This window comes from Rhodoferax lithotrophicus, from assembly GCF_019973615.1.
Lineage (GTDB): Bacteria > Pseudomonadota > Gammaproteobacteria > Burkholderiales > Burkholderiaceae_C > Rhodoferax > Rhodoferax lithotrophicus.
Genome location: NZ_AP024238.1, coordinates 2,251,607 through 2,276,991 on the forward strand (window position 1 = coordinate 2,251,607; position 25,385 = coordinate 2,276,991).

21 protein-coding genes are annotated in these 25,385 nt (G+C 55.2%); 10 read left to right on the forward strand and 11 right to left on the reverse strand.

Going from position 1 to position 25,385, the window contains the following annotated elements; genetic code table 11:
• Positions 1 to 21: 21 nt before the first annotated feature.
• The 6 genes from LDN84_RS10550 to dapC all read right to left on the reverse strand — a co-directional run bounded on the left by LDN84_RS10550 (position 22) and on the right by dapC (position 6,027).
• Positions 22 to 525, reverse strand: a complete 504-nt coding sequence (locus LDN84_RS10550; RefSeq protein ID WP_223912232.1) for a GNAT family N-acetyltransferase — start codon at positions 523 to 525, stop codon at positions 22 to 24.
• On the reverse strand, positions 522 to 1,478 hold the full coding sequence (prmB, locus tag LDN84_RS10555) for a 50S ribosomal protein L3 N(5)-glutamine methyltransferase (RefSeq protein WP_223912234.1): 957 nt from the start codon (positions 1,476 to 1,478) through the stop codon (positions 522 to 524). The genes LDN84_RS10550 and prmB overlap by 4 nt, the downstream gene beginning before the upstream one ends.
• Positions 1,475 to 2,650 (reverse strand): succinyl-diaminopimelate desuccinylase, encoded by a 1,176-nt coding sequence (gene dapE / locus LDN84_RS10560; protein ID WP_223912238.1) that lies wholly within the window; start codon positions 2,648 to 2,650, stop codon positions 1,475 to 1,477. Before dapE ends, prmB begins: the two co-directional genes overlap by 4 nt.
• A gap of 10 nt (positions 2,651 to 2,660) precedes the next feature.
• Entirely contained in the window at positions 2,661 to 3,812 is a 1,152-nt protein-coding gene (locus tag LDN84_RS10565; RefSeq protein ID WP_223912921.1) for a PilT/PilU family type 4a pilus ATPase, read from the reverse strand.
• A gap of 118 nt (positions 3,813 to 3,930) precedes the next feature.
• Positions 3,931 to 4,755 carry a 2,3,4,5-tetrahydropyridine-2,6-dicarboxylate N-succinyltransferase gene (gene dapD, locus LDN84_RS10570; RefSeq protein ID WP_223912241.1) on the reverse strand — a complete coding sequence of 275 codons (825 nt, stop codon included), beginning with the start codon at positions 4,753 to 4,755 and terminating at the stop codon, positions 3,931 to 3,933.
• A gap of 54 nt (positions 4,756 to 4,809) precedes the next feature.
• Complete coding sequence (gene dapC, locus LDN84_RS10575) at positions 4,810 to 6,027, reverse strand: succinyldiaminopimelate transaminase (RefSeq protein WP_223912246.1); 1,218 nt, start codon at positions 6,025 to 6,027, stop codon at positions 4,810 to 4,812.
• Between the two features lie 115 nt (positions 6,028 to 6,142).
• Between dapC and LDN84_RS10580 the strand changes: the two genes are divergently transcribed.
• On the forward strand, positions 6,143 to 7,324 hold the full coding sequence (locus tag LDN84_RS10580) for an HD-GYP domain-containing protein (protein WP_223912250.1): 1,182 nt from the start codon (positions 6,143 to 6,145) through the stop codon (positions 7,322 to 7,324).
• Between the two features lie 49 nt (positions 7,325 to 7,373).
• On the opposite strand, the gene murI is transcribed toward LDN84_RS10580, so the two are convergent.
• The 3 genes from murI to LDN84_RS10595 all read right to left on the reverse strand — a co-directional run bounded on the left by murI (position 7,374) and on the right by LDN84_RS10595 (position 10,526).
• Entirely contained in the window at positions 7,374 to 8,195 is an 822-nt protein-coding gene (gene murI / locus LDN84_RS10585) for a glutamate racemase (RefSeq protein WP_223912253.1), read from the reverse strand.
• Between the two features lies 1 nt (position 8,196).
• Positions 8,197 to 9,750: a fumarate hydratase gene (locus tag LDN84_RS10590; protein WP_223912256.1), complete on the reverse strand. Its 1,554-nt coding sequence runs from the start codon at positions 9,748 to 9,750 to the stop codon at positions 8,197 to 8,199.
• Between the two features lie 176 nt (positions 9,751 to 9,926).
• A complete protein-coding gene (locus LDN84_RS10595) occupies positions 9,927 to 10,526 on the reverse strand; it encodes a TIGR00645 family protein (RefSeq protein ID WP_223912259.1) in 600 nt (199 codons plus the stop codon).
• 98 nt (positions 10,527 to 10,624) lie between these two features.
• On the opposite strand from LDN84_RS10595, the gene acs reads away from it, so the two are divergent.
• Complete coding sequence (acs, locus tag LDN84_RS10600) at positions 10,625 to 12,658, forward strand: acetate--CoA ligase (protein ID WP_435405948.1); 2,034 nt, start codon at positions 10,625 to 10,627, stop codon at positions 12,656 to 12,658.
• Between the two features lie 121 nt (positions 12,659 to 12,779).
• Here acs and LDN84_RS10605 read toward each other — a convergent pair whose 3' ends face one another.
• Positions 12,780 to 13,082: a c-type cytochrome gene (locus LDN84_RS10605; protein WP_223912265.1), complete on the reverse strand. Its 303-nt coding sequence runs from the start codon at positions 13,080 to 13,082 to the stop codon at positions 12,780 to 12,782.
• Between the two features lie 107 nt (positions 13,083 to 13,189).
• On the opposite strand from LDN84_RS10605, the gene LDN84_RS10610 reads away from it, so the two are divergent.
• From LDN84_RS10610 to LDN84_RS10645, 8 genes are all read left to right on the forward strand, one after another.
• Positions 13,190 to 13,432 carry a TIGR04438 family Trp-rich protein gene (locus LDN84_RS10610; protein ID WP_223912924.1) on the forward strand — a complete coding sequence of 81 codons (243 nt, stop codon included), beginning with the start codon at positions 13,190 to 13,192 and terminating at the stop codon, positions 13,430 to 13,432.
• Between the two features lie 124 nt (positions 13,433 to 13,556).
• On the forward strand, positions 13,557 to 15,392 hold the full coding sequence (gene ilvD, locus LDN84_RS10615; RefSeq protein WP_223912268.1) for a dihydroxy-acid dehydratase: 1,836 nt from the start codon (positions 13,557 to 13,559) through the stop codon (positions 15,390 to 15,392).
• Positions 15,393 to 15,473: 81 nt separating this feature from the next.
• The gene (gene lgt, locus LDN84_RS10620; RefSeq protein ID WP_223912271.1) at positions 15,474 to 16,298 is read left to right on the forward strand and encodes a prolipoprotein diacylglyceryl transferase; all 825 of its coding nucleotides are present in this window, start codon (positions 15,474 to 15,476) and stop codon (positions 16,296 to 16,298) included.
• 115 nt (positions 16,299 to 16,413) lie between these two features.
• Complete coding sequence (locus tag LDN84_RS10625; protein WP_223912275.1) at positions 16,414 to 17,232, forward strand: enoyl-CoA hydratase/isomerase family protein; 819 nt, start codon at positions 16,414 to 16,416, stop codon at positions 17,230 to 17,232.
• A gap of 90 nt (positions 17,233 to 17,322) precedes the next feature.
• Entirely contained in the window at positions 17,323 to 18,861 is a 1,539-nt protein-coding gene (locus tag LDN84_RS10630) for a malonate--CoA ligase (protein ID WP_223912278.1), read from the forward strand.
• A gap of 31 nt (positions 18,862 to 18,892) precedes the next feature.
• Complete coding sequence (locus LDN84_RS10635) at positions 18,893 to 20,047, forward strand: FIST signal transduction protein (RefSeq protein WP_223912281.1); 1,155 nt, start codon at positions 18,893 to 18,895, stop codon at positions 20,045 to 20,047.
• 11 nt (positions 20,048 to 20,058) lie between these two features.
• Positions 20,059 to 23,643, forward strand: a complete 3,585-nt coding sequence (locus LDN84_RS10640; RefSeq protein ID WP_223912283.1) for a response regulator — start codon at positions 20,059 to 20,061, stop codon at positions 23,641 to 23,643.
• A 90-nt stretch (positions 23,644 to 23,733) separates the two neighbouring features.
• Positions 23,734 to 24,795 carry a response regulator gene (locus tag LDN84_RS10645; protein WP_223912285.1) on the forward strand — a complete coding sequence of 354 codons (1,062 nt, stop codon included), beginning with the start codon at positions 23,734 to 23,736 and terminating at the stop codon, positions 24,793 to 24,795.
• A 55-nt stretch (positions 24,796 to 24,850) separates the two neighbouring features.
• On the opposite strand, the gene LDN84_RS10650 is transcribed toward LDN84_RS10645, so the two are convergent.
• Positions 24,851 to 25,294, reverse strand: a complete 444-nt coding sequence (locus LDN84_RS10650; protein WP_223912287.1) for a universal stress protein — start codon at positions 25,292 to 25,294, stop codon at positions 24,851 to 24,853.
• Positions 25,295 to 25,385 lie beyond the last annotated feature (91 nt).

A 25,385-nucleotide genomic window follows, 5' to 3' on the forward strand; every position in this document is an offset into this window, starting at 1 on the left:
CCGGTCGGGCCGGTTGAGGAGTTAGTCGGGTTGTGCCAGTGGCAAGCCCAGAAAGACGAGGTGGGCCTTATCGGGCTCTCGGAACGATTCAATGGGCTCAAAGCCGAGGTCTTGGTACAGCGCCAGAGCGGCCGCATTGTGCGCCCAGGTGCAGATGCCAGCCGTCTGGAAGGAGTGCAGATGGGCCTGCTCGGCCAGTGCCAGTGTCAGCACCCGTGCCAGCCCTTGGCGGCGAAAGTGGGGGCGGATGTAAATACGTTTGATTTCCGCCAGGCTCGGGGTGAGTGAGGCCACAAAGGCACCGCAGCCTGCCAGTTCACCGTCGCGGTAAGCCAGCAGCACCTGACCATGCGGTGGTGCGTAACGACCCGGCAACTGCGCCATGTCGCGCCAGATGCTGCTGTTCTTGGGGTCGGCAAGGTCGCGTTCGGCGTATTCCTGCAATAGGCCTTTGAAGCTGTCGTAATGTGCGGGGTCTGTGGCAATAAGCAGCTGAAAATTTGCGGGGAGGCTGGTTTCGCTCATTGTGGATGACTTTCGTTGAGCGACAACAGCGCCTCACGTGTCGCCAGCAGTACCTGGTCTTCACCCGCGCTGGTTTCCAGCCAGATCACTTCCAGTTGCGGAAACGCAGCTTCAAAATGGGCACGCTCATGGCCAATTTCCAGCACGAGGATGGCATCCGGGGACATCTGGGCTGGCACGTCGCGCAGCAATTGGCGGATGAAGTCCATGCCATCGGAGCCTCCAGCCATATTGCCATCCAGCGCCAGCGCGGGTTCGGCCAAGTATTCCGGCGGCAGGGCGGCCATGCTGTGGGCATTGACATAGGGCGGGTTGCACAGGATCAGGTCGTAATGGGAGCCTGTTTTGGGCACGCCATCGCCCTGACGCAGGATGATGCGGTCATGCAGGCCATGGCGATCCACATTGATGCGTGCAACTTCAAGGGCATCGGTGCTGATGTCACTGGCTTGCACCACCACGTCCGGGTAGACCATGGCGGCAATCACCGCCAGGCTGCCATTGCCGGTGCACAGATCCAGCACGCGGTGGGTGGATTCACTGAGCCAATAGTCCAGGCCGCCTTCAACCAGCACCTCGGCAATCAACGAGCGTGGCACGATGGCACGCTCGTCCACATAAAACGCCACACCTTGTAACCAGGCCTCGTGGGTGAGGTAGGCGGCGGGTTTGCGGGTGTCGATGCGTGCTCTTAAAAGAGTAGCTATCTGCGCTTGTTCTTCGGGCGTTACAAGCCTTTTTTGTGCATCATTTGTAATCTCTTCCCCGTCGTCCGGCAGCAAAGGCGTGTTCAGCGGCAAGCCCAGTTGCCATAACACCAGCCAGGCCGCTTCGTCAAAGGCATTGGTGGTGCCATGGCCAAAGGCCACACCGGCTTGCTGAAGCTGCTCTGCAGCCGCGCTGACGCATGCCAGCAAAGTCATGGGTTGCGGGTGTTGGGCCATGTCACTCATGCCAGCAACTGCACGTGCAGGTTTTCAAGGACGCGTTGGTAAATGCGGGTCAGTGGTTCGATGTCGGCCAGCGCAATGTGTTCGTTGATTTTGTGGATGCTGGCGTTGGGGGGACCCAACTCGATCACTTGTGGGCAGATCTTGGCAATAAAACGCCCATCACTGGTGCCGCCGCTGGTGGAGAGTTCAGGGCTGAGGCCAACTTCGGTCTGGATGGCCGTGACCACTGCGTCAACCAGTGTGCCCGGTGTGGTCAAAAAGGGCAAGCCGCCCAGCGTCCAGGTCAGGTCGTAAGCCAGTTCATGGCGGTCCAGCACGGCTTGCAAGCGTTGCTGCAGTGTCTCTGGTGTCGACTCGGTCGAAAAGCGGAAGTTGAAATCCACCACCACCGTGCCGGGGATCACGTTGCTTGCCCCGGTGCCGCCATGGATGTTGCTGACTTGCCAGGAGGTTGGCGGGAAAAATGTGTTGCCTTGATCCCACACCATACCAACCAGTTCAGTCAGTGCGGGTGTAAGCAGGTGGATCGGGTTTTTGGCCAGATGGGGGTAGGCAATGTGGCCTTGCACACCTTTGACGGTGAGCTTGCCGCTCAAACTGCCACGGCGGCCGTTCTTGATCATGTCGCCCGTGCGTGTGACTGAGGTGGGTTCACCTACGATGCAATAGTCCAGGGTTTCACCTTGGGCCTGCAGCCATTCACAGACTTTGACGGTGCCATCCAGTGCCGGACCTTCTTCGTCACTGGTGAGCAAAAAACCAATCGACAAGGGTGTTTCAGGGTGTGCTTTGACAAAGTTTTCAGTGGCCACCACAAAAGCGGCCAGAGAGGTTTTCATGTCTGCTGCACCCCGGCCAAACAGCTTGCCGTCCCGTTCGGTGGGGGTGAAAGGGTCGCTTTCCCACTGTTTGATGGGGCCGGTTGGAACCACATCGGTGTGACCCGCAAATACAATTAATTTTGTAGCTACTTGCGCTTGATTGGTAAGCGTTGCAGGCCTTTTTGCCCATAAATTGGTGACGGAGAAATCAACCGGGCCACTGACCAGGGTGTGGCATTCAAAGCCCACGGCGCTCAAGCGCTGCGCCATGATGTGCTGGCATTGGGCATCTTGGGGAGTTTCAGAGCGGCAGGCAATCAGTTGCTTGGCCAGGTCAAGGGTTGAGGTCATAAGATGGGAGTCAGTGGTTCACGTCGAGCGTGATTTCGGTGAAGGTGGGCTGGTCGTCCGGGTCTTCAGCCTTGGGCTGGTTTTGCGCTTTGGTGCGTGTTGCAAAGTCGTTTTGCAGACGCCACATCAGGTTGGTGGGTGAGTCGGAATTGGCCAGGCCTTCTTTGCGATCAACGATACCAGCGGTGATCAGGCGGGCAATGTCTTGCTCAAAGGTCTGGCTGCCTTCGGCCATGGCGTTGGTCATGGCATCCAGAATGTCGGAAAACTTGCCTTTTTCGATCATCTCGGCCACCAGCTTGGTGTTCATCATGATCTCGACCGCTGGGGTCCGGGTGTCTGCGATGGTGCGCAGCAGGCGTTGGGAGACGATGGCTTTGAGCGCACCGGCCAGGTCACCCAGCATGGTTTGACGCACCTCCACCGGGTAAAACGACAAGATACGGTTGAGCGCCTGGTAGCTGTTGTTGGCGTGCATGGTAGCCAGGCACAGGTGGCCGGTTTGCGCATAGGCGATGGCGGCCGACATGGTCTCGCGGTCGCGAATTTCACCAATAAAGATCACATCCGGGGCCTGACGCAGGGCATTTTTCAGGGCAATCTGGGTGGATTGGGTGTCACTGCCGACCTCGCGCTGGTTGACCACCGCGCGTTTGTTCTTGAACAAATATTCCACCGGGTCTTCAATGGTCAGGATGTGGCCCGACATGTTGGCGTTGCGATGGTCAATCATCGAGGCCAGCGTGGTGCTTTTGCCGGCACCGGTGGCACCCACCATCAGTACCAGACCACGTTTTTCCAGCATCAGGTCAGACAACACCGGTGGCAGCGAGAGCGAGGCCAGTGCCGGGATGTCGTTGGCAATAAAACGGATCACCGCTGCAATGGAGCCACGCTGGCGCATGCCGCTGATACGGAAACGTCCAACCCCCGCCATTGACCAGCCCATGTTGAGCTCACCCAGGTCAAGCAGTTCCTCAATACGGTCGGGCGGCAGGATTTCGCTGAGCAGGTTCAGCGGCGCATCGGGCGGCAGCACCTGGGCGTTAACCGGCACACATTGCCCGTTGATGCGAATCAAGGTGGGTGAGTGAGCAGACAAATACACATCCGAGGCACGCTTTTCGGCCATCAGCCGAAGAATGCGTTCCATGGTGCCCATGGGGAGGTTGCTGGTGGCCATAGGTTGAAAGGTGTGCGGTTAGATAGATGGGTGGATGCGCTGGCGTTCGGGGCAATCGCCCAGGGGCCGGGCGCTCCTGGAGGGATGACTAGCTTGCTTAATCTCTCAGCAAATCATTCAGGCTGGTTTTGGCGCGGGTTTGCGCGTCTACCCGCTTGACGATGATGGCGGCATACAGGCTGTATTTGCCGCCTTCTTTGGGCAGATTGCCGCTGATGACGACGGAGCCAGCCGGAATGCGGCCATAACTCACGCTGTCGGTGGCACGGTCATAAATCGGGGTGCTTTGGCCAATGTAGACGCCCATGGAGATCACCGAGTTTTCTTCGACGATGACCCCTTCGACGATCTCCGAGCGGGCTCCGATGAAGCAATTGTCTTCAATGATGGTGGGGTTGGCCTGCATCGGCTCCAGCACACCGCCAATACCGACACCACCACTCAGGTGCACGTTTTTGCCGATCTGGGCGCAGGAACCGACAGCGGCCCAGGTGTCGACCATCGTGCCTTCGTCGACAAAGGCACCGATGTTGACAAACGAGGGCATCAGGATCACGCCTTTGGCCAGATAGCTGCCACGGCGTGCAACTGCGGGCGGCACGATACGCACGCCGGTGGCTTGCAGGCCGGAGGCGGTCATGTGGGCAAATTTGGTTGGCACTTTGTCGTAAAACGCCAGATCACCGGCATGCATGATGGCGTTGTCGTTCAGGCGAAAGCTCAGCAGTACGGCTTTTTTGATCCACTGGTGGGTGGTCCATTGCCCAACACCGTCGCGGGTGGCGACGCGCAAATCGCCGCTGTTGAGCGCACTGATGACATGTTCCACCGCGTCAACCACCTCTTTGGGTGCAGTGGAGGCAGAAATGTTGGCACGGTTTTCCCAGGCGTTGTCAAGAATGGTTTGCAGTTGTTGAGTCATGGTCAAAGGGTGTGAGATGAGAGGAGAAAAAGCTGCGAATGGTGTTGCGACGTGTCAAGCTTTGCGGGCTTTGACAAATTCGACAATGCGTTGGGCGGCTTCAAGGCACTCGGCGGTGTCGGCCACCAGTGCCATACGGATGCGGCCCAGACCAGGGTTGCTGCCCTGCGCGGTGCGGGCCAAAAAGCTGCCCGGCAGCACCGTGACATTGTAGTGAGCATAGAGCTCCCGGGCAAAGGTGGCATCGTCCCCAGCCACATCAGCCCACAGGTAGAAGCCGGCATCCGGCAAGGCCACGTTGAGCACTTGAGAGAGCAGGGGGGTAACCTGGGCAAACTTGGTGCGGTACAGCGCCCGGTTTTCCACCACATGGTCTTCGTCTTGCCAGGCGGCAATGCTGGCGGCTTGTACCACCGGGCTCATGGCGCTGCCGTGGTAAGTGCGGTAGAGCAGGAAGGATTTGATCAGTGCCGCATCACCCGATACAAAACCGCTGCGCATGCCGGGCACGTTGCTGCGTTTGGACAGGCTGGTCAGGGCGATCAGGTTTTTGAAGTCGTGGCGACCCAATTGAGCTGCGGCCTGCAGGCCACTCAGAGGCGGCTCGTCACGGAAATAGATCTCGCTGTAACACTCGTCCGAGCCAATCACAAAACCGAATTGGTCACTGAGTTCAAACAGCATTTGCCATTCTGAGAGCGGCATCACCGCGCCGGTAGGGTTGCCGGGCGAACAGACGATCAGCAGCTGGGTGCGCTGCCACACGGCAGCGGGCACGCTGGCCCAATCGGGGGCAAAGTTGCGAGCCGGGTCACTCGCCACGTAATAGGGTTCAGCACCCGACAGCAGCGCCGCGCCTTCGTAGATTTGGTAAAACGGATTGGGGCAGACCACCAGCGGTTTCGGGTCTGCGGCATTGGCCGGGCGATTGACCACAGTTTGAGCCAGGGCAAACAGGGCTTCGCGCGAGCCCAGCACCGGCAGCATTTGGGTGGCCGGGTCAAGCTGGAGACTGTAGCGGCGTGTCAGCCATTGGGCAAAGGCCTCGCGCAGGGCGGGCTCACCAGCCGTGGCTGGGTAACTGGCCAATCCGCTGGGTGTGCGGGTGATGGCCGCCATCATGGCATCGGCGATCAATTGGGGGGTGGCGTGGCGGGGTTCACCCAGGCCCAAACTGATGGGTTTGAAAGCGGGGTTGGGGGTCACATCCGTAAAAAGCTGGCGCAGCCGCTCAAACGGATAGGGTTTCAAGAGCGAAAGTAAAGAATTCATGGGGGCAATTATCCGGTAGAGTACGGCGCTTCACATTACCTCTTGCTGCTCACCGTCGGCATGTGCCATGGATTTGATTGAATTTCGACAAGAACTCCTCTTCATAGGGATGTCCTTGCCCTTCACACTGCGGGATGAAGGCGGGCAAATACTGCTGGCCAAAGGCCAAAAGATAGAGACTCAGCTGCAACTGCAAGGTATGCGCAACCGTCCCAAAATTTTTGTTGAAATTGAGCAAACGGGTGAGGGTGTGCGCGCCGTGATGGCTGGCCTGAGCGAACTCAACCGGGTGGATGCGCCGATCAAGGATTTTTACAAATTCCTGAATGTGAAAGAGGCCAGCAAGGTGGTTGAAAAAGAAACCGGTACCTTGAGCCAGCGCTGGGGTGATGTGGAGTCCAAATTGGGTGGTTTGTTGGCCAGTTTTGACACCACCAGCGACTTTCAGGAAAAAATTTATGCACTGGATCAGGTCATTCTCCGGCTGTTGAATCAAGATCCAACGGGTTCGCAGTTTTTGTTGTTTAACCGTTCCATTACCCACTTTGAAGGCTATAGCGTGCTGCATTCCCTGCTGTGCGCCGCACTGGTGAATGATTTGGCAATCACGTTTTCGCTCACCAATGAAGAGCGGCGCAGTCTGGCCTGTGCAGCGTTGACGATGAATCTGGCCATGACGCATCTGCAGGATTTGCTGGCCCAGCAAAAAACACCTCCCAGCCCGGTACAACGCAAGGTGATTGACACCCATGCATCGGTGGGTAGTGTTCAGTTGGCCAAGGTGGGTGTGACCGATGACGATTGGCTGAAGGTGGTTGCCTTGCACCACAGCCCCCAAAGTGGGCCGGACAAACTGCTGGAATGGCCTCGCTTGCCCAGATTGGTGAAGATTCTGCAAACCGTCGACCGTTACACCGCTGCCATGAGTCCGCGCAAATCCCGCTCTGGTCGAACCGCGCGTGATTCGGTGCGCTGTGTAGTGCTGCCTGTCGGGGAAACCAAGCACGATGAAGTGGGCACGTCATTGGTCAAATTGCTGGGTTTGAGCCCTCCGGGTACTTACGTGACGCTGGCCAATGGGGAGACGGCGGTGGTCGTGCGCCGAGGCCTTAAACCTGCCGAACCCTGGGTGGCTGTGGTGCTGAATCGCGCCGGACAATTGATTGCAGAGCCGAAGTTGCGCGACTCTTCACGAGAAGGTTTTGGTGTTCAAAACACCTTGGCTGCCACGGCGGTCAAGATTAATGTGAACATGGAACTGATGCTGAAACTTATTCCCCGTGGTGTGTTGGTCTGAGCCCTGACATTGGCTGTGCCGGTGCTGCGGCTAGTTCCCCAGCGCAACACTACAGGGCGTGAGCTTGTGTCTCAACGCCGAGCCAGCGTTTGGCTGCTTGCGTCAGGCTTGCCGGATTACCGGTAGAAAACAGGCTGAGTTGACCTGGTTCACTGTGCAGCGAAGTCGGTGTGATCATGCGTCGGGTTTGCCGGGCTACCGGTTCACCGTTATCGACCAATCGTACTTCAGGCCCCAGCAGTTGGCGCAAATGGTGCTTGGCAAAGGGGTAGTGTGTGCAGCCCAGCACCAGCGTGTCAATTTCCCCTGATTGGATGCCAAATTGACCTATAGCGCCCGTATATTCTGCACAGAGCGCTCTTATTTTTGATTCGTCATCGCGTTCAATGGCATCTGCCAGGCCATCGCAAGGCTGGCAGATGAATTCAGCCTGACTCGCTAGGGTGCTTTTTAAAGCGTTGAACTTTTGGCTGCTCAACGTGCCACGGGTGGCCATGACACCAATGCGTTTGGTTTGACTGATCGTTATAGCGGGTTTGAGTGCTGGCTCGACACCAATGATGGGCAATGCACTGTAATCTTGGCGCAGCAAGTGCACTGCTGCAGCCGTCGCGGTGTTGCAGGCCACCACCAGCGCTTGGATGCGCAGATGCTCATGCCTCTGCAAGGTGCTGGCAATGTGGCGTGAGCGCTCAATCACAAAGGCTTCGTTGCGCTCGCCATAGGGCGCGTAGCCGCTGTCAGCGACATACACAAAGTCTTCAAACGGAAGCTCAGTGCGCAGCGCCTTGAGCACACTTAAACCACCAACACCACTGTCAAACACCCCAATCGGGTGTTTGATCTTTTCGCTGAACGGTCGCTGTGTCAAGTCATTGACCGCTGATGTTGATGCCTTTGAATTCACCCGAGGCAATGCGTTTTTGCCACTCGGCCGGGCCGGTGATGTGGGCACTGGTGCCACCGGCATCCACCGCCACGGTGACCGGCATGTCGACCACGTCGAATTCGTAGATGGCTTCCATGCCCAGGTCGGCAAAGCCCACCACCTTGGCGGTCTTGATGGCTTTGCTGACCAGGTAGGCTGCGCCGCCCACGGCCATCAGGTAGGCGCTCTGGTGTTTCTTGATGGCTTCAATGGCGACCGGGCCGCGCTCGGCCTTGCCGACCATGGCGATCAGGCCGGTCTCGGCCAGCATCATCTCGGTGAAACCGTCCATGCGGGTGGCGGTGGTCGGGCCGGCTGGGCCGACGGCTTCATCACCCACCGGGTCGACTGGGCCGACGTAGTAGATGACGCGGTTGGTGAAGTCCACCGGCAGCTTTTCGCCCTTGGCCAGCATTTGCTGGATGCGTTTGTGCGCGGCATCACGGCCGGTGAGCATCTTGCCGTTGAGCAGCAGGGTGTCGCCGGGCTTCCAACTGGCGACTTCTTCCTTCGTGAGCGTGTTGAGGTCGACCTTTTTGCTCTTGACGTAGTCGGGTGTCCAGGCCACATCGGGCCAGGTGTCCAGTGAGGGCGGGGTCAGGTAGACCGGGCCACTGCCATCCATCACAAAGTGCGCGTGGCGGGTGGCGGCGCAGTTCGGGATCATGGCAATCGGCTTGCTGGCAGCGTGGGTCGGGTACATCTGGATCTTGATGTCCAGCACGGTGGTCAGACCGCCCAGGCCTTGTGCGCCAATCCCTAAGGCGTTGACTTTTTCATACAGCTCCAGGCGCAGTTTCTCCACGCTGCTGAGTTCCGCGCCGCTGGCCGCTTTGGCTTGTAACTCGTACATGTTGAGGTCGTCCATCAGGCTTTCCTTGGCCATCAGCACGGCTTTCTCGGCGGTGCCGCCAATGCCAATGCCCAGCATGCCCGGCGGGCACCAGCCGGCACCCATGGTCGGCACGGTTTTCAGCACCCAGTCAACCACGCTGTCGCCGGGGTTGAGCATGTACATCTTGCTCTTGTTCTCGGAGCCGCCGCCTTTGGCCGCCACGGTGACTTCCACGGTGTTGCCGGGCACGATTTCGGTGTTGATGACCGCCGGGGTGTTGTCCTTGGTGTTCTTGCGCAAAAACTCGGGGTCGGCCACCACGCTGGCGCGCAAGGTGTTGCCGGGGAAGTTGTAGGCGCGGCGCACACCTTCGTTGATGGCATCGTCGAGGCTGCCGGTGAAGCCTTCCCAGCGCACGTCCATGCCCACTTTCAGGAACACGTTGACGATGCCGGTGTCCTGGCAAATCGGGCGGTGGCCGGTGGCGCTCATCTTGCTGTTGGTGAGAATTTGTGCAATGGCATCTTTGGCAGCAGGGCTTTGCTCACGCTCATAGGCGCGGGCCAGGTGGGCGATGTAGTCGGCGGGGTGGTAGTAGCTGATGTATTGCAGGGCGGCGGCAATGGATTCGATCAGGTCAGCTTGACGAATGGCGGTGCTCATGGTGGGATGCCTTAAAGAGGTTGAAATTTCATGTGTCACGGTAGCTGGCAAGTTTAACCAAGCCGACCAACACAGGCTGACTGTTCAGCCTGCTGACGCATGATCAGGTTGCTGTGGACTTACACCATCACGCTGCAGTTGTTGATCCGTGTGTGGCTGCAAGTAAGGCTGATGGCTCAATGCGAGGCATCGGCGGTGTGGGTCATCAACTTATCGGTATAGGCGATGGCAATGGCAGACAGCAAAAACGTGATGTGAATCACGGTCTGGGCGATCAGCACCTTGTCGGTGTAGTTGTCTGCATTAATGAATGTTTTGAGAAGGTGAATTGAACTGATGCCGATGATGGACATGGCCAACTTGACTTTCAACACGGAGGCGTTGACGTGATCCAGCCACTCGGGTTGATCTGGATGACCATCCAGATTGATGCGAGAGACAAAGGTTTCATAGCCTCCGACAATCACCATGATCAACAGATTGGAGATCATCACCACGTCAATCAAGGCCAGCAGCACCAGCATGATGACGGTTTCATTCAAATGGGTAATCTGTACATCGGTTTTGTAGCCAATACTTTCGATCAATGCGGCCAAGGCTGCCTGGCTGCCGAAGGCGGCTTGCATCAAATGCAGTAATTCCAACAAGAAGTGGTAAACGTAAACCCCTTGTGCGGCAATCAGCCCCAGGTAAAGCGGTAGCTGTAACCAGCGGCTGGCAAAAATCAGTCGTGGAATGGGACGCAAGGGCTGTAGCTTGGGCGTAGGTTCAGACATAGAGAGGTGTGCAATTTTCAGAAACGTAAGGGCATTCTACGGGGGGGCATGTCAGCCGCGTGACAGTCAGTAGCATGTAAGTGCCAGCCGTGACATTAATGGGCGAACTTTGTTTAACTAGAGGAGACTTATCCGTGACCACACCGAATACTGCTGTTGAATCCACATTGGTTGAGAACCGTGTTTTCCCCCCCAGCGAGGCTACTGTCAAGGCCGCTCGCATTCAGGGCATGGAAGGCTATAACGCCCTGTGCGCTGAAGCAGAAAAAGATTTTGAGGGTTTCTGGGCCCGTTTGGCACGTGAGAACGTGGTTTGGAACAAGCCCTTTACCCAGACCCTGGATGAGTCCAACGCACCGTTTTACAAATGGTTCCAAGACGGTGAACTCAATGCCTCTGCCAACTGCCTTGACAAGCACATGGGCACACCGAATGAGAACAAGACGGCTGTGATCTTTGAAGCGGATGGTGGCGAAGTCACTAAAACCACTTACAAAGAACTGCTGGCCAAGGTTTCACAATTTGCCAATGCCCTGAAAGCACGCGGCATTAACAAGGGTGACCGTGTTCTGGTTTACATGCCCATGGGTCTGGAAGGCGTGGTGGCCATGCAAGCCTGCGCACGTATTGGCGCTACCCACAGTGTGGTGTTTGGCGGCTTTTCTGCTAAAGCCTTGCAAGAACGCATCATTGACGCAGGGGCCGTGGCCGTTGTGACCGCCAACTACCAATTGCGTGGTGGCAAAGAGCTGCCCTTGAAAGGTATTGTGGACGAAGGTCTGGGCTTGGGTGGTTGTGAGTCCATCAAGACAGTTTTCGTGTTTGAGCGTACGGCATCCAAATGCAACATGGTGGCTGGCCGTGACATTACCTTTACTGAAGCACTGGCTGGCCAAAGCACCGAATGTGAACCCGTGTTGGTGGGTGCGGAGCATCCTTTGTTCATCTTGTTCACCTCTGGTTCTACCGGTAAACCCAAGGGTGTCCAGCATTCCACAGGTGGTTTCCTGTTGTGGGCCAAGCTGACGATGGACTGGACCTTCGACCTGAAACAAGACGATGTGTTCTGGTGTACCGCTGACATCGGCTGGATCACGGGGCATGCCTATGTGGCTTATGGGCCGCTGGCAGCCGGGGCCACACAAATCATTTTTGAAGGTATCCCCACTTACCCGAATGCGGGTCGTTTCTGGCAAATGATTGAGCGCCACAAATGCAGCATTTTCTACACGGCACCTACAGCCATTCGCTCACTCATCAAGTCTGCAGAATCTGACGAAAAAGTCCATCCTGACCGCTCGGATCTCTCCAGCCTGCGTATTCTGGGTTCGGTGGGTGAACCCATCAACCCCGAAGCCTGGATGTGGTACTACAAAAACATCGGCAAAGAAAAGTGCCCGATTGTGGACACCTTCTGGCAAACCGAAACCGGTGGTCACATGATCACGCCGCTGCCAGGTGCCACGCCGCTGGTTCCCGGCAGTTGCACCTTGCCGCTGCCTGGCATCATGGCCGCCATCGTGGACGAAGCCGGACAAGATGTGCCCAATGGTTCTGGTGGCATGCTGGTCATCAAGCGCCCATGGCCGTCGATGATCCGTACCATCTGGAACGACCCAGAGCGTTTCAAAACCAGCTACTTCCCCGCAGAAATGGGCGGCACTTACTACCTCGCTGGCGACGGTGCGGTGCGCAGTGCTGACCGTGGCTATTTCCGCATCACCGGCCGTATTGATGACGTGTTGAACGTGTCAGGTCACCGCATGGGCACCATGGAAATTGAATCGGCTTTGGTCGCCAAGACCGACCTGGTGGCTGAAGCCGCTGTGGTGGGCCGCCCTGATGATCTGACGGGCGAAGCTATTTGTGCCTTTGTGGTGTTGAAACGCGGCGTACCCACTGGCGACGAAGCCAAGCAAATTGCCAAGGAATTGCGTGATTGGGTGGCCAAGGAAATTGGCCCGATTGCCAAGCCCAAAGACATTCGATTTGGTGAAAACTTGCCCAAGACACGTTCAGGCAAGATCATGCGTCGCCTGTTGCGCTCTTTGGCGAAGGGTGAAACCATCACACAAGACACCTCAACGCTGGAAAATCCAGCTATTTTGGGTCAATTGGGTCAAACGTACTGATGCTCTGAAAAGAGGAGCTACCGTCGCTTAATCAATAAGCGATGGAGCTCTTTTTTATCAGTCATGGTTTGAATAAGAAAGCCCGCAATTGCGGGCTTTCTTATTGAGTGGTTGTGACAATTTATTTGAGTGACAACACCCACTTGACCAGGGTTTCTGCTTCGGCTTGGCTGACTTGCGGATTGGCCGGCATGGGAATAACCCCCCATGCGCCTGAACCACCCTTGATCACTTTGTCTGCCAGCTTGGCAGTCACGTTTTGGCCGGCATATTTTTTAGCCACATCTTTGTAGGCAGGGCCCACGACCTTTTTCTCAATGGTGTGGCAAGCCATACAATTTTTCTTTTGTGCCAAGGCTTGATCGGCAAACACCGGAGTGCCGATCAAGGCGCAACTCAGCAGTACGACGAGAGAGCGTTTCATGGTGTTGTCCTTGAAAAGTGGAGTAGAGTCGCTTGAACGTCATTGTAGGTAAGCCAATTGACCTGTCGATGCGTGTGGGGTTGCTGGACGAATTTGAAAGGGCTGTGATGTATTTACTTGGATTAGGGCTGGTTTTGTTGCTGATGAAGGTGTTGGGCTGGGGGCCGATGGCCGGGTTGGACTGGTGGTGGGTCGGAGCCCCGTTTGTGTTGGCCGTGGCGTGGTGGGCGTGGGCGGACAGCAGTGGTTACACCAAACGCAAAGTTATGGAGCGTGAGGATAAAAAACGCGATGCACGCCGTGAACGTACCAAGGAAGCCTTGGGCAGCATCAACCGAAATCGCCGGTAAATCCATTAGCCGCTGTTTGACCGGGATGACAACAACAACCTTGCAGCGGTCTGCAGAGGGACGCTGGGACATAATCACGCTTCTGTTTTTTTCTGTTTTAAACCTTCTTTGAGTGACCCTCATCATGCCCATTTACCGTTCCAAAACCACCACTGCTGGCCGCAACATGGCGGGTGCTCGCTCGCTGTGGCGCGCCACTGGTATGAAAGATGGCGATTTTGACAAGCCGATCATCGCCGTGGTGAATTCTTTCACCCAGTTTGTGCCTGGTCATGTGCATCTGAAAGACCTGGGTCAATTGGTGGCGCGCGAGATTGAGGCTGCGGGTGGTGTCGCCAAGGAATTCAACACCATCGCGGTCGATGACGGCATTGCCATGGGGCATGATGGCATGCTGTATTCGTTGCCGAGCCGCGACATCATTGCCGACTCGGTGGAATACATGGTGAATGCCCATTGTGCGGATGCCATGGTGTGTATCTCCAATTGCGACAAAATTACCCCTGGCATGCTGATGGCTGCCATGCGTTTGAACATTCCCGTGGTGTTTGTCTCTGGTGGCCCGATGGAAGCGGGCAAGACCAAGCTGGGTGTGATCAAACTTGATTTGATCGATGCCATGGTGATGGCCGCTGACCCCAACGTATCCGACGAAGAAGTGGCTGAGGTGGAGCGTTCTGCCTGCCCAACCTGTGGTTCCTGTTCAGGCATGTTCACCGCAAATTCCATGAATTGTCTGACCGAAGCGTTAGGCCTGTCTTTGCCGGGTAACGGTACGGTGGTGGCGACCCATGCTGATCGCGAGCAACTGTTCAAACGGGCGGGTCATTTGATTGTGGATCTGTGCAAACGCTATTACGAGCAAGACGATGCCACGGTGTTGCCGCGCTCGATTGGCTTTAAGGCCTTTGAGAATGCCATTACGCTGGACATTGCCATGGGTGGCTCCACCAACACCATTTTGCACATTCTGGCAGTGGCTCAAGAGGCCGACATTGACTTCACCATGGCGGATATTGACCGGGTTTCACGTACGGTTCCGCAGTTGTGCAAGGTGGCACCCAACACCCAAAAGTATCACCTTGAAGACGTACACCGCGCCGGCGGCATCATGGCCATTCTGGGTGAACTGGACCGGGCTGGCAAACTCCACACCGATGTACCCACGGTGCATGCCAAAACGCTGAAAGACGCGCTGGATCAGTGGGACATTGTGCGTAACCCGAGTGCTGAGGTGCAGACCTTTTTCCGGGCTGGCCCGGCGGGTGTGCCGTCGCAGGTGGCGTTCAGCCAGAAATCCCGTTGGCCCAACCTGGATATTGACCGCGCTGAGGGGTGTATCCGTTCAGTGGACAACGCTTACTCGCAAGAAGGTGGTCTGGCCGTGTTGGTAGGCAATATTGCCTTGAATGGTTGCGTGGTCAAGACCGCTGGGGTGGATGAATCTCTGCTGGTGTTTGAGGGTCCAGCCTATGTGACAGAGTCGCAGGATGAGGCGGTAGCCGACATTCTGGGTGACAAGGTCAAGGCGGGTGATGTGATGATCGTGCGCTATGAAGGCCCCAAAGGTGGCCCTGGCATGCAGGAGATGCTTTACCCCACTTCGTACATCAAGTCCAAAGGGCTGGGCAAAGCCTGTGCCTTGTTGACCGATGGCCGTTTTTCTGGCGGCACCTCTGGCTTGTCGATTGGTCATGCTTCCCCTGAAGCTGCTGCGGGTGGTGCGATTGGCCTGATCCGTCAGGGTGACCGTATCCGTATCGACATTCCAAATCGTTCCATCAACGTGCTGGTGTCGGATGAGGAGTTGGCTCGGCGCCGGGTGGAACAAGATGCGCTGGGTTGGAAGCCTGTCCAGCCACGACCGCGCAAAGTGTCTGCTGCATTGAAAGCCTATGCCAAATTGGTGATGTCGGCTGACAAGGGGGCCGTGCGTGATGTATCCCTGTTGGACGATTGAGTTTTTGTTTGTCTGAATCCACCCATGCACTTCACCGGCCAGTGAGTCTGCTGGCGCTGAAGTGCATTTTTTATCAAATCCATGCTGATCCATCCTCAAATTGATCCTGTTGCCGTGCACTTGGGGCCTTTGGCTGTGCATTGGTATGGCTTGACGTATCTGGCTGCTTTTGGCTTGTTCATGTGGCTGGCCAACCTGCGCTTGCGCCACGAACCATTTGCCTCCCTCACCGGTGCGCAGGCCTGGAGCCGCAAGGATGTGGAAGACATTCTGTTTCTGGGTGTGATGGGGGTGATTCTGGGTGGGCGCATAGGTTATTGCCTGTTTTACAAGCCCGTTTACTACGCCGCCCATCCGTTGGAAGTTTTTGCCGTGTGGCAAGGGGGCATGAGTTTTCATGGTGGTATGTTGGGGGTCGTTGTGGCCGAAATCTGGTTTGCCTGGTCGCGCAAACGCCCCTTGCTGCAGGTGGCTGATTTTGTCGCCCCTTGCGTGCCGACCGGGTTGGCCATGGGTCGGGTGGGCAACTTTATCAATGGTGAACTGTGGGGCAGGTTAGCCAGCCCGGATTTGCCTTGGGGTATGGTGTTTCGGGGGGCTGGTGATCTGCCGCGCCACCCTTCGCAGGTCTACCAGTTTTTGATGGAAGGCATGCTGCTGTTTGTGCTGCTGTGGTGGTACGCGCGTAAACCACGTGTGCCGGGGCAGGTGGCTGCAGCGTTTTTGTTCGGTTACGGCGTGTTCCGCTTCACCGCTGAATTTTTCCGTGAACCAGATGCCTTTTTGGGTCTGCTCAGCATGGGGATGAGCATGGGGCAGTGGTTGTGTGTGCCAATGATTGTGGGGGGGGCAGGTTTGTGGCTGTGGCTCAATAGGCGCACCTACATTCAGGTCAGGTCATCCTGAAGGCCTCAATATGGCCTGTCTGATCGTTTGAGTTTTTAGGCCAAAATTGGCCGCTGGACCTTTGTTTACAAGCGTAAGAAGCTATCTATTTTGTAGTTAAAGTTGATTTTGAAGCATGCCGCCATCCATCCATTTTGAACAACGCGAAGGTGTGGCTCATGTCACCTTGCACTACCCCAAACGCTTCAATGCCATGAGCCGCGCCATGTGGCGGCAATTGCGCTCTTGTTTTGAGAGCATTCAGTGCTCTGCAGACGTGCGCTGCGTGTTGATTTCAGGATCAGGCGCACATTTTTGTGCCGGCGGTGACATTTCTGAATACACGGGTTTTCGTTTTCAGGAAGACAGTTTGCGTGACTTTCATGAAAACGATGTCTGGGGGGCTTTGAGCGCCATGCTGGCCTGCGACGTGCCCATGGTGGCGCAGATTACCGGCAATTGCATGGGGGCCGGGGTGGAGATTGCCAGCTGTTGTGACATTCGCCTGAGCGCCGAATCGGCCCAGTTTGGTGCACCGATTGCCAAGTTGGGTTTCCCGATGGCCCCGCGTGAAGCGGCGCTGGTGTCCCAGCAGGTGGGCATGGTCACAGCGCGGCAAATGCTGTTGGAGGCGGCGGTGTTCAGTGCACCCGAGATGCTGCAACGCGGTTTTTTGAGCCGCGTGGTGGCTGACGTGGATTTGCCCACCTTGGCGCGGGCCACGGTGCAGCGCATCAGCCAGCTTGCGCCCCAGGCAGCGCGTTTGAATAAACAAACTTTTAGAGCATTAAATTGGCCTCTGGAGCTTGTCAATAAAGCGCAAACAGCTACAAAAGAAATAGCTGATCATGATCCGCTGAAAAATCTGCTTGACTCCGCATATACGTATGCCGACAGCGCTGAGCAACGTGAGGGCATCACCGCTTTTCTGGAAAAACGTGCCCCACGGTTTTGAGACCATGTCGATGGGCCGGGCGTATTGACTGGCGTTGTGGTCCGCGCGCCAGGGCTTTCCTGAACTCCAACTTTGCCAAGGATGACTCTTATGCCTGATGCATCTGCCAATCTTTACCACCATTTGTGCCAAGCGTTTCCGGCTGATCTGGAGGCGTGTGCGGTTGAAACCGATGCTGGCCAGTTTTACACTTGGCGTGATCTGGAGCGTGGCACGGCCATGTTGGCCAATTTTTTGCAATCACTGGAGTTGCCTGAAGGCTCGCGTATTGCGGTGCAGGTCGACAAGTCGGTGGAGGCGCTGATGCTCTACTTGGCCACTTTGCGCGCCGGTTATGTGTTTTTGCCTTTGAACACGGCGTATCAAAGTGCCGAAATTGACTATTTCATTGGTAACGCCGAGCCTGCCGTGGTGGTGTGCAGCACAGCCAACTTCGGCTGGGTCAGCACACTGGCGTTTCAGGCGGGGACGCGCTGGGTGTTTACCTTGAACGATGACCGTACCGGCTCCCTGCTGGAGCGTGCAGCCCACGCCTCTGACCAGCATGAGGTGGCTGCCAAACAAGCTGACGATGTGGCGGTGATCATCTACACCAGTGGCACCACGGGCCGCTCCAAAGGAGCCATGCTGACACACGGCAACATGCTCAGCAATGCGCTGGTGCTGAAAGACTACTGGGGTTGGCGCAGTGCCGCAGAGGGTGGGGATGTGCTGATCCACGCCTTGCCGATCTTTCATGTGCATGGCTTGTTTGTGGCGATTCATGGGGCGCTGATCAATGGCAGCAAGATGATCTGGCTGGCCAAGTTCGAGCCCAAGACCGTGTTGCGTTTCATGCCCCAGGCCAGTGTGTTCATGGGCGTGCCGACCTTGTACGTGCGCCTGCTCAATGAGCCGGGCTTGACCCCTGAAGTGGCTGGGCACATGCGGCTGTTCATTTCAGGTTCGGCCCCGTTACTGCTGGACACCTTCAAGGCTTGGCAGGCGCGCACCGGGCACACGATTCTGGAACGTTATGGCATGAGTGAAACCATCATGCTGACCTCCAACCCGTATCGGGGTGAGCGCAAAGGTGGCACGGTGGGTTTCCCGCTGCCTGGGGTGCATTTGCGGGTGGTGGACGGGCAGGGCGCGGCGGTGCCCTGTGGCGAGATCGGTGACATTCAGGTCAAAGGCCCGAATGTGTTTGCCGGTTATTGGCGCATGCCTGAGAAAACCGCAGAGGAGTTCACTGCAGACGGTTTTTTCAAAACCGGGGATGTGGGCAAGATGGATGCGGATGGCTACGTGACGATAGTCGGGCGCAGCAAAGACTTGATCATCAGCGGTGGCTACAACGTTTACCCGGCCGAGCTGGAGAGTTTCATCAACGATTTGCCTGGGGTGGCGGAGAGTGCGGTGGTGGGTGTACCGCATCCGGATTTTGGCGAGGTGGGTGTGGCCGTTGTGGTGGCAAGACCTGGTGTGCAGCTTGATGCCACGCACATTCTGGATCAGCTCAAAGCCACTTTGGCCAATTACAAGGTGCCCAAACAATGCCGTGTGGTGGCTGATTTACCGCGTAATACCATGGGTAAGGTACAAAAAAACCTGTTGCGGCAACAGTTTGCCAGTGCCGACAACCGTTAGCATTCAGACTCTTTTTAACGAGGCTCTTCTGATGCAAGTTGCTCAAACCCTGTTGCACAATCGCTCGGACTTCATGCAGGCTTTGGAGCCTTTGAACGCCATAGCACCCCAGTTACTGTTGTTGTTTGGCTCGGGGGATTGGCTACAAACCGTGCAGCCAGTGTTGGCTGAGCGTTTTCCCAAGGCTTACCGATTGGGTTGTTCTACGGCGGGAGAGATTTCAGGTCAAGGTGTCACCGATGGCACTTGCGTGGTGACTGCGGTGCACTTTGACCATACTGCGGTGCAATCCGCCCATACGCATCTTGAGGGTATGGATGATTCATTTGCGGCGGGCCAGCGTTTGGCGCAGAGTTTACCTGCGCAAGGTTTGCGTGTTGTTCTGGTGCTGGGGCAGGGGGTGAACATCAACGGCAGTGCGTTGATTGGTGGCTTGACTGCAGTCTTGGGGCCAGAGGTGTTGATGACTGGTGGTTTGGCTGGAGATGGTGCCCAGTTCAGGCAGACCTGGGTGATGGATGACAGCGGTGTACATGCCCATCATGTGGCTTGTATTGGACTGTATGGCTCGGGTGTCCGTGTGACGCACGGCTCGTTTGGCGGCTGGATGCCTTTTGGCCCTGTGCGCAAAGTTACCCACTGTGATCGTAATGTGCTGTTTGAGTTGGATGGTGAACCCGCCTTGGAGGTGTACAAGCGTTACTTGGGTGAACATGCCAAAGATTTGCCTGCGGCAGGACTTTTGTTTCCTTTCTCGATGCTGGGGCGTGATCAAGCCGATGTAGGCTTGATCCGAACCATTTTGGCGGTAGATGAGACCCGTGGTTCCTTGACTCTTGCCGGTGACATTGACCCTGATGGTTATCTGCGTTTGATGCATGCCAGCACCGATGCGTTGGTGGATGGTGCCGAGGAGGCCGCGCAGGCCGCCAAACTGGTCATGGAGAACCCTGGACAAGGCTTGGCTTTGCTGGTGAGCTGTGTGGGGCGCAAACTGGTCATGGGTGGCAGGGTTGAAGAAGAGGTTGAGGCCGTGGCGGATGTGCTGGGCCAGACCACGGTACTGACGGGTTTTTACTCTTATGGTGAGATCAGTCCGTTGACTGGTGATGTGTCTTGTAAGCTCCACAATCAAACCATGACCATCACCCATCTGATGGAGTTGGATACCGACACTAACCCTTGAGTATTTGAATCATGCATAAGTTGCTTGCGCGCCAAATACGGCGCTTGCTGGGGGTTGAGGAGGATCAGCTTCCCGCGGTGCTGGAGGAGTTGCAGCAATTGGCCAGGTCATCGGCAGTGTCTGAGAGAGCCGCGCATTTGCTTGCGGGGGTGTCAGCGTTCCTGACACGGGTGGAGGAAGCTTATGCACAAAATGATCGTGACCTGGATCTGAAAACACGCAGTTTGCAACTCAGCTCGGTGGAGTTGTCACATACCAATGATCGCTTGCGAGAAGAGCTAGACAGTCGCACCCGTGCCATAGACTCCTTGCGTGAAACGGCCAATAGTCTGCTGAAAACGGTTGATGCAGATATGCCTGTGTCGCAGTACGACAGTCTGGAGTCTTTGTCGACACTTATGTCGGAACTGGTTCATCAGCGCGAAATCAGCCAGCATGATCTGCAGGCCGCGTTGTCTGATCTGGCCAAACAGAAATTTGCATTGGATCAGCACGCGATTGTGAGTATGACCGATGTAACTGGCCGCATTACTTATGCAAACGACAAGTTTTGCAAGATCAGTGGTTATACGCGTGATGAACTGCTGGGTAAGGACCATCGCCTGATCAATGCCAAGGCACATCCCCAGGAGTTTTTCAGTCACTTGTGGCGAACTATTTTGTCCGGCAAGGTGTGGCATGGTGAAGTTTGCAACCGTGCCAAAAATGGTGCCGTGTACTGGGTGCAGGCCACCATTGTGCCTTTGATGGACGAACGCAATTTGCCAGAGCAGTTCATCGCTATTCGCACCGACATCACCGCACGCAAGCAAATGCAAGCGGCTGTGGCTTTGGCCGAGAGCCGGGTGCGGCGCATCACCAACGCCGTGCCAGGGGTTGTGTACCAATGCGAGGTTGGAGCGGGTCAGGTGCGGTATACCTTTGTGAGTGAGCGTCTGGAGGAGATTCGTGGGCTGGGTCGGGCGGCTTTGCTGGCGGATGGTCAGTTGGCCTATACACAAATTGTGGATGAAGATCGCAGCCGGTGTTTTTCCGAAATCTTGGCTGCGGGTGCAAATCGCACCGCATGGCAAGGCGATTACCGGGTGCGTATGCCCGATGGCAGTCTGCGCTGGATTCGCTCTGAAATCAACCCGGATGCGGATCTGTCTGCAGAGGGTTATACGGTGTTTACCGGCATCTGGCAGGATGTGACGCAGCTTAAAGAGGCTGGTGAGCGGCTGATTGAGGTCAGTGAGAGTATTCCTGTGGTGGTTTTTCAGTATCGTTTGTGGGCTGATGGGCGGCAAAACTTTCCATTCTGTAGCCGGGTGGCAGAACAAATATGTGGTTTGTCTGCGCAAGAGATCATGAACGATGCTGCGGTGTTTTTCCAGCAAGTTCACCCCGTTGACCAAGAGGCGTTTGAACAGGCCTTTGTGGCTTCGGCCAAGTCGTTGGTGCGAATTTCGCTGGATTTTCGTATTTTTCACAAACGCACTGGTAAGGTGATTTGGGTACATGGCGAATCCATGCCTAAAACGGCGGTGGATGGTGGGGTGATCTGGAACGGTTATCTTGCCGACATTTCGCGTGAACGTGAGGCCTCTGAAGAACTCCACCGAGCCAAAGAGGCGGCAGAAGTGGCCAATCGGGCCAAATCGGACTTTTTAGCCAACATGAGCCATGAAATCCGTACCCCCATGAACGGTGTGATCGGCATGACGGAGCTGGCGCTGGACACCGATTTGACGGATGAGCAGCGTGAATACCTTGAAATTGTCAAGTCGTCGTCGGAGTCGTTGCTGCGTGTTATCAACGACATTCTTGATTTTTCAAAAATCGAAGCCGGCAAACTGATGATTGAAACAATTCCTTTTAATCTCAATGGCGTGGTGAGTGAGACACTCAAGACGTTGGCCGTACGTGCGCATGTCAAGGGCATTGAACTGGTATGCGATATCGACCCGGATTTGCCATTGGCGGTGATCGGGGATCCTGGGCGTCTGCGCCAAATTTTGATGAATCTGATTGGCAATGCCATCAAATTTACCGAACAAGGGCAGGTATTGTTGAGTGTGTCGTTTGAGCAAACTGCACAAAAGTTGCCTGTGTTCAAATTTTCAGTGAAAGACTCCGGTATTGGTATTCCTGAATCCAAGTTGCACAGTATTTTTGAAGCGTTTTCGCAAGAAGACAGCAGCATTACACGGCGTTTTGGGGGAACTGGTTTGGGCCTATCTATTTCGGCCCGATTGGTTGAAGCGCTGGGGGGACAAATTTCAGTAAAAAGCGATATAGGCAAAGGCAGTCAGTTTGATTTTTCAGTGGTGTTGAAGCTGGATGAAGAAAATGCGGTGCTATCTCAGACATCCATCAGATTGGTTGGCCTGAGGGTGTTGTTGGTGGATGACAACGAAGTTAACCGAGTGGTGATCTCTCGCACATTGCAAAGTCTTGGCATGCTTACCACCCAAGCCGACTCTGGTGAGCAGGCGTTGGTTTTGTTGCAACAGAGCTTGTCTGCGGGTCAACACTTTGATTTTGTACTGTTGGATGCACACATGCCGGTCATGGATGGTTTCACCACGGCTGGAAAGATACTGGCTTTGCCCAATGGCGCGGCTATGTCACTGGTGATGCTTTCTTCGGCTGGGTTGAAGGGGGATGCGCAGCACTCCAAAGAAGTCGGTTTTTCGGCATACCTGTCAAAACCTTTTACCCGTGATGAGTTGGCGCAGGTGCTGAACCGGGTGATAAATAGGGCCACGGATACACCGTCAGATTTGATCACCCGACACGTCATCAAGGAATCACAGACGGTATTGGAGGTTTTGCTGGTGGAAGACCACGTGATCAATCAGAAACTGGCGATGGCGTTAATTGGGCGATGGGGGCATCACGTGACAGTGGCTGATAACGGTCAAATTGCCCTTGAGCTGTTGACCCAGCATCGATTTGATGTGGTCTTGATGGACATGATGATGCCCGTGATGGATGGTTTGGAGGCTACCCAACGTATTCGTGCCGGTGAACTTGATGGGCAACATGTGCCGATTGTGGCCATGACCGCTAATGCCATGCTGGGAGATCGTGAGCGGTGTTTACAGGCTGGAATGGATGATTACATTTCAAAACCTATTGAGTTGGCTGAACTTCAGCGTGTGTTAACCAAATTTGCGCCGACGAAGGTGAAAGCAGCTTCCACAAATCTGTGCTTACCCGTGTCCGACGACGGATCAATGGCAGATGTAAATATCAAGCCTTTTAACGATTTTGACTATGTCAAAGCATTGGCGGCATCTGACCAAGAAGTAGTGGAGATTGTGCAGGAAGTGTTCTTGGCACAATGGCCGATTGATTTGACGAAGATGATGGAAGCGCTACGCGGAGGCGATTATTCGTCATTACTGCATACCGCACATGCGTTGAAGGGCACCCTGGGTCTGTTTGGTGCAAGGCCGGCTACGCAATTGGCCTCGGAGCTTGAGGTCATGGCGGGGCAGGCCAAAACCACGTCCTCATCTTCTACGCTGGAAGCTATGAAGCTGAAGCTGGATCATTTGAAAATTCAGATTGAACAATTATTGGCAGCTTTGCGAAATCATTCGATTTGAAACTAAAGTGTCAGTGATAAAGTGGGTAAAGCACATTGATCTGTACTTTTGGGTGGATAGTGTGCCCCTTGATGATGGAAGTATTGGACTATGACTTACCAAGTGTTGATTGTTGATGATGCTGAAATTAACCTGATTTTGTTTGATGCACTTATCAAGCGGATGGGGAATAGCGACTCAAAAACCTTTTCCAGCGCTCCGGATGGATTGGCTTGGGCTCAAAGTCATGATGTCGACCTGATCATTGTGGATTACATGATGCCCGAGCTGGACGGTATTCGATTTATCTCGGAGTTGCGTGCCACTGCCGGTAAGGCAGATGTTCCTGTGCTGATGATCACTGCCAATGATCAAAAACAAATCCGTTATCGTGCGCTGGATGCAGGTGCCACAGACTTTTTAACCAAGCCGGTTGATAAAGTGGAATTCATTGCGCGTGCCAACAATATGTTGCTGTTGGGTGCCAGTCGCAAGGCACTGGCCAACCGCGCCGAATGGCTGGCCAGCGAAGTTCGCAAAGCCACTGCCGAGATTGTGCAGCGTGAACGTGAAACCGTGATTCGTTTGTCCAAAGCTGCAGAATATCGCGACCCTGAAACGGGGGCTCATATCTTGCGCATGGCTCATTATTCTGAATTGATTGCCAGAGGGTTAGGTCTCTCCCAGGCTGATCAGGATCTGTTGCTTGAAGCTTCTCCCATGCATGACATTGGCAAGGTGGGTATTGCTGACAACATATTGCTTAAACCTGGTCGATTAACGCCTGAAGAGTTTGAGGTGATGAAGCACCACGCCATGTTTGGGTATGAAATCCTCATGGGTAGTTCATCCAGAGTGTTGCAGGCTGGCGCTGAAATTGCGCGTGCACATCACGAAAAGTTTGATGGATCGGGTTATCCCAATGGCTTGAAGGGGGAAGATATTCCCATATTTAGTCGCATTGTTGCTGTGGCAGATGTATTTGATGCCTTAACGTCGGAGCGGCCCTATAAAAAAGCTTGGTCACTGGAGCGGGCTGCTGAGCACATCAGGGAGAGTGCTGGCATCCATTTTGATCCAAAGTGTGTTGAAGCGCTATTTGCAAACTGGGATCAGGTTCTCGAAATTCGGCATCGTTTTCAAGATCACGAGAAAGCGCATAGCACTATATAAAATATAGCGTTTTACGCTTATTTTTTAAGCGTTAGAAGGGTTTTTGAGGCCATTCTTATCTTAAGACCAGAACGGGAATATGCGAGTGAGTTAGAACTTGTTGGGTTTCGCTGCCGAGCAACAATCGTTTGACACCTCTGCGGCCATGAGATGCCATCACAATCAAATCACATTTGTGTTTTTTGGCGGTAGCAATCACCGCATCGGAAACAACATCTGACTTGATGGTGAGTGCACGGGTTTTGACACCTTGCAATTCAGCCGTTTTTTTGACTTCATCAACCACGGCTTGGCCTTCTTCTGCCCATTGTTTTTCAATTCGACCCACCTCAGCAGCTTGCAGCGCCAAACCGCCTTCAAAATAGCTTTGGGGGTAACGAGGCACTACTTTGAGGGCCACCAAACTGGCACCCGTTAATGCGGCCAATGAAATGGCACTGGTGACTGCTTTTTTGGACAAGGTTGAGCCGTCGGTGGCTACCAGAATTTTGTCGTACATGCTCGTCTCTCCATTAGGTTGAAAGCTGCAGCATAACCTTACACTAGGCGCAGTTCTTGATTTATGTCAGGCAAACTCTACCTCTCCTCGG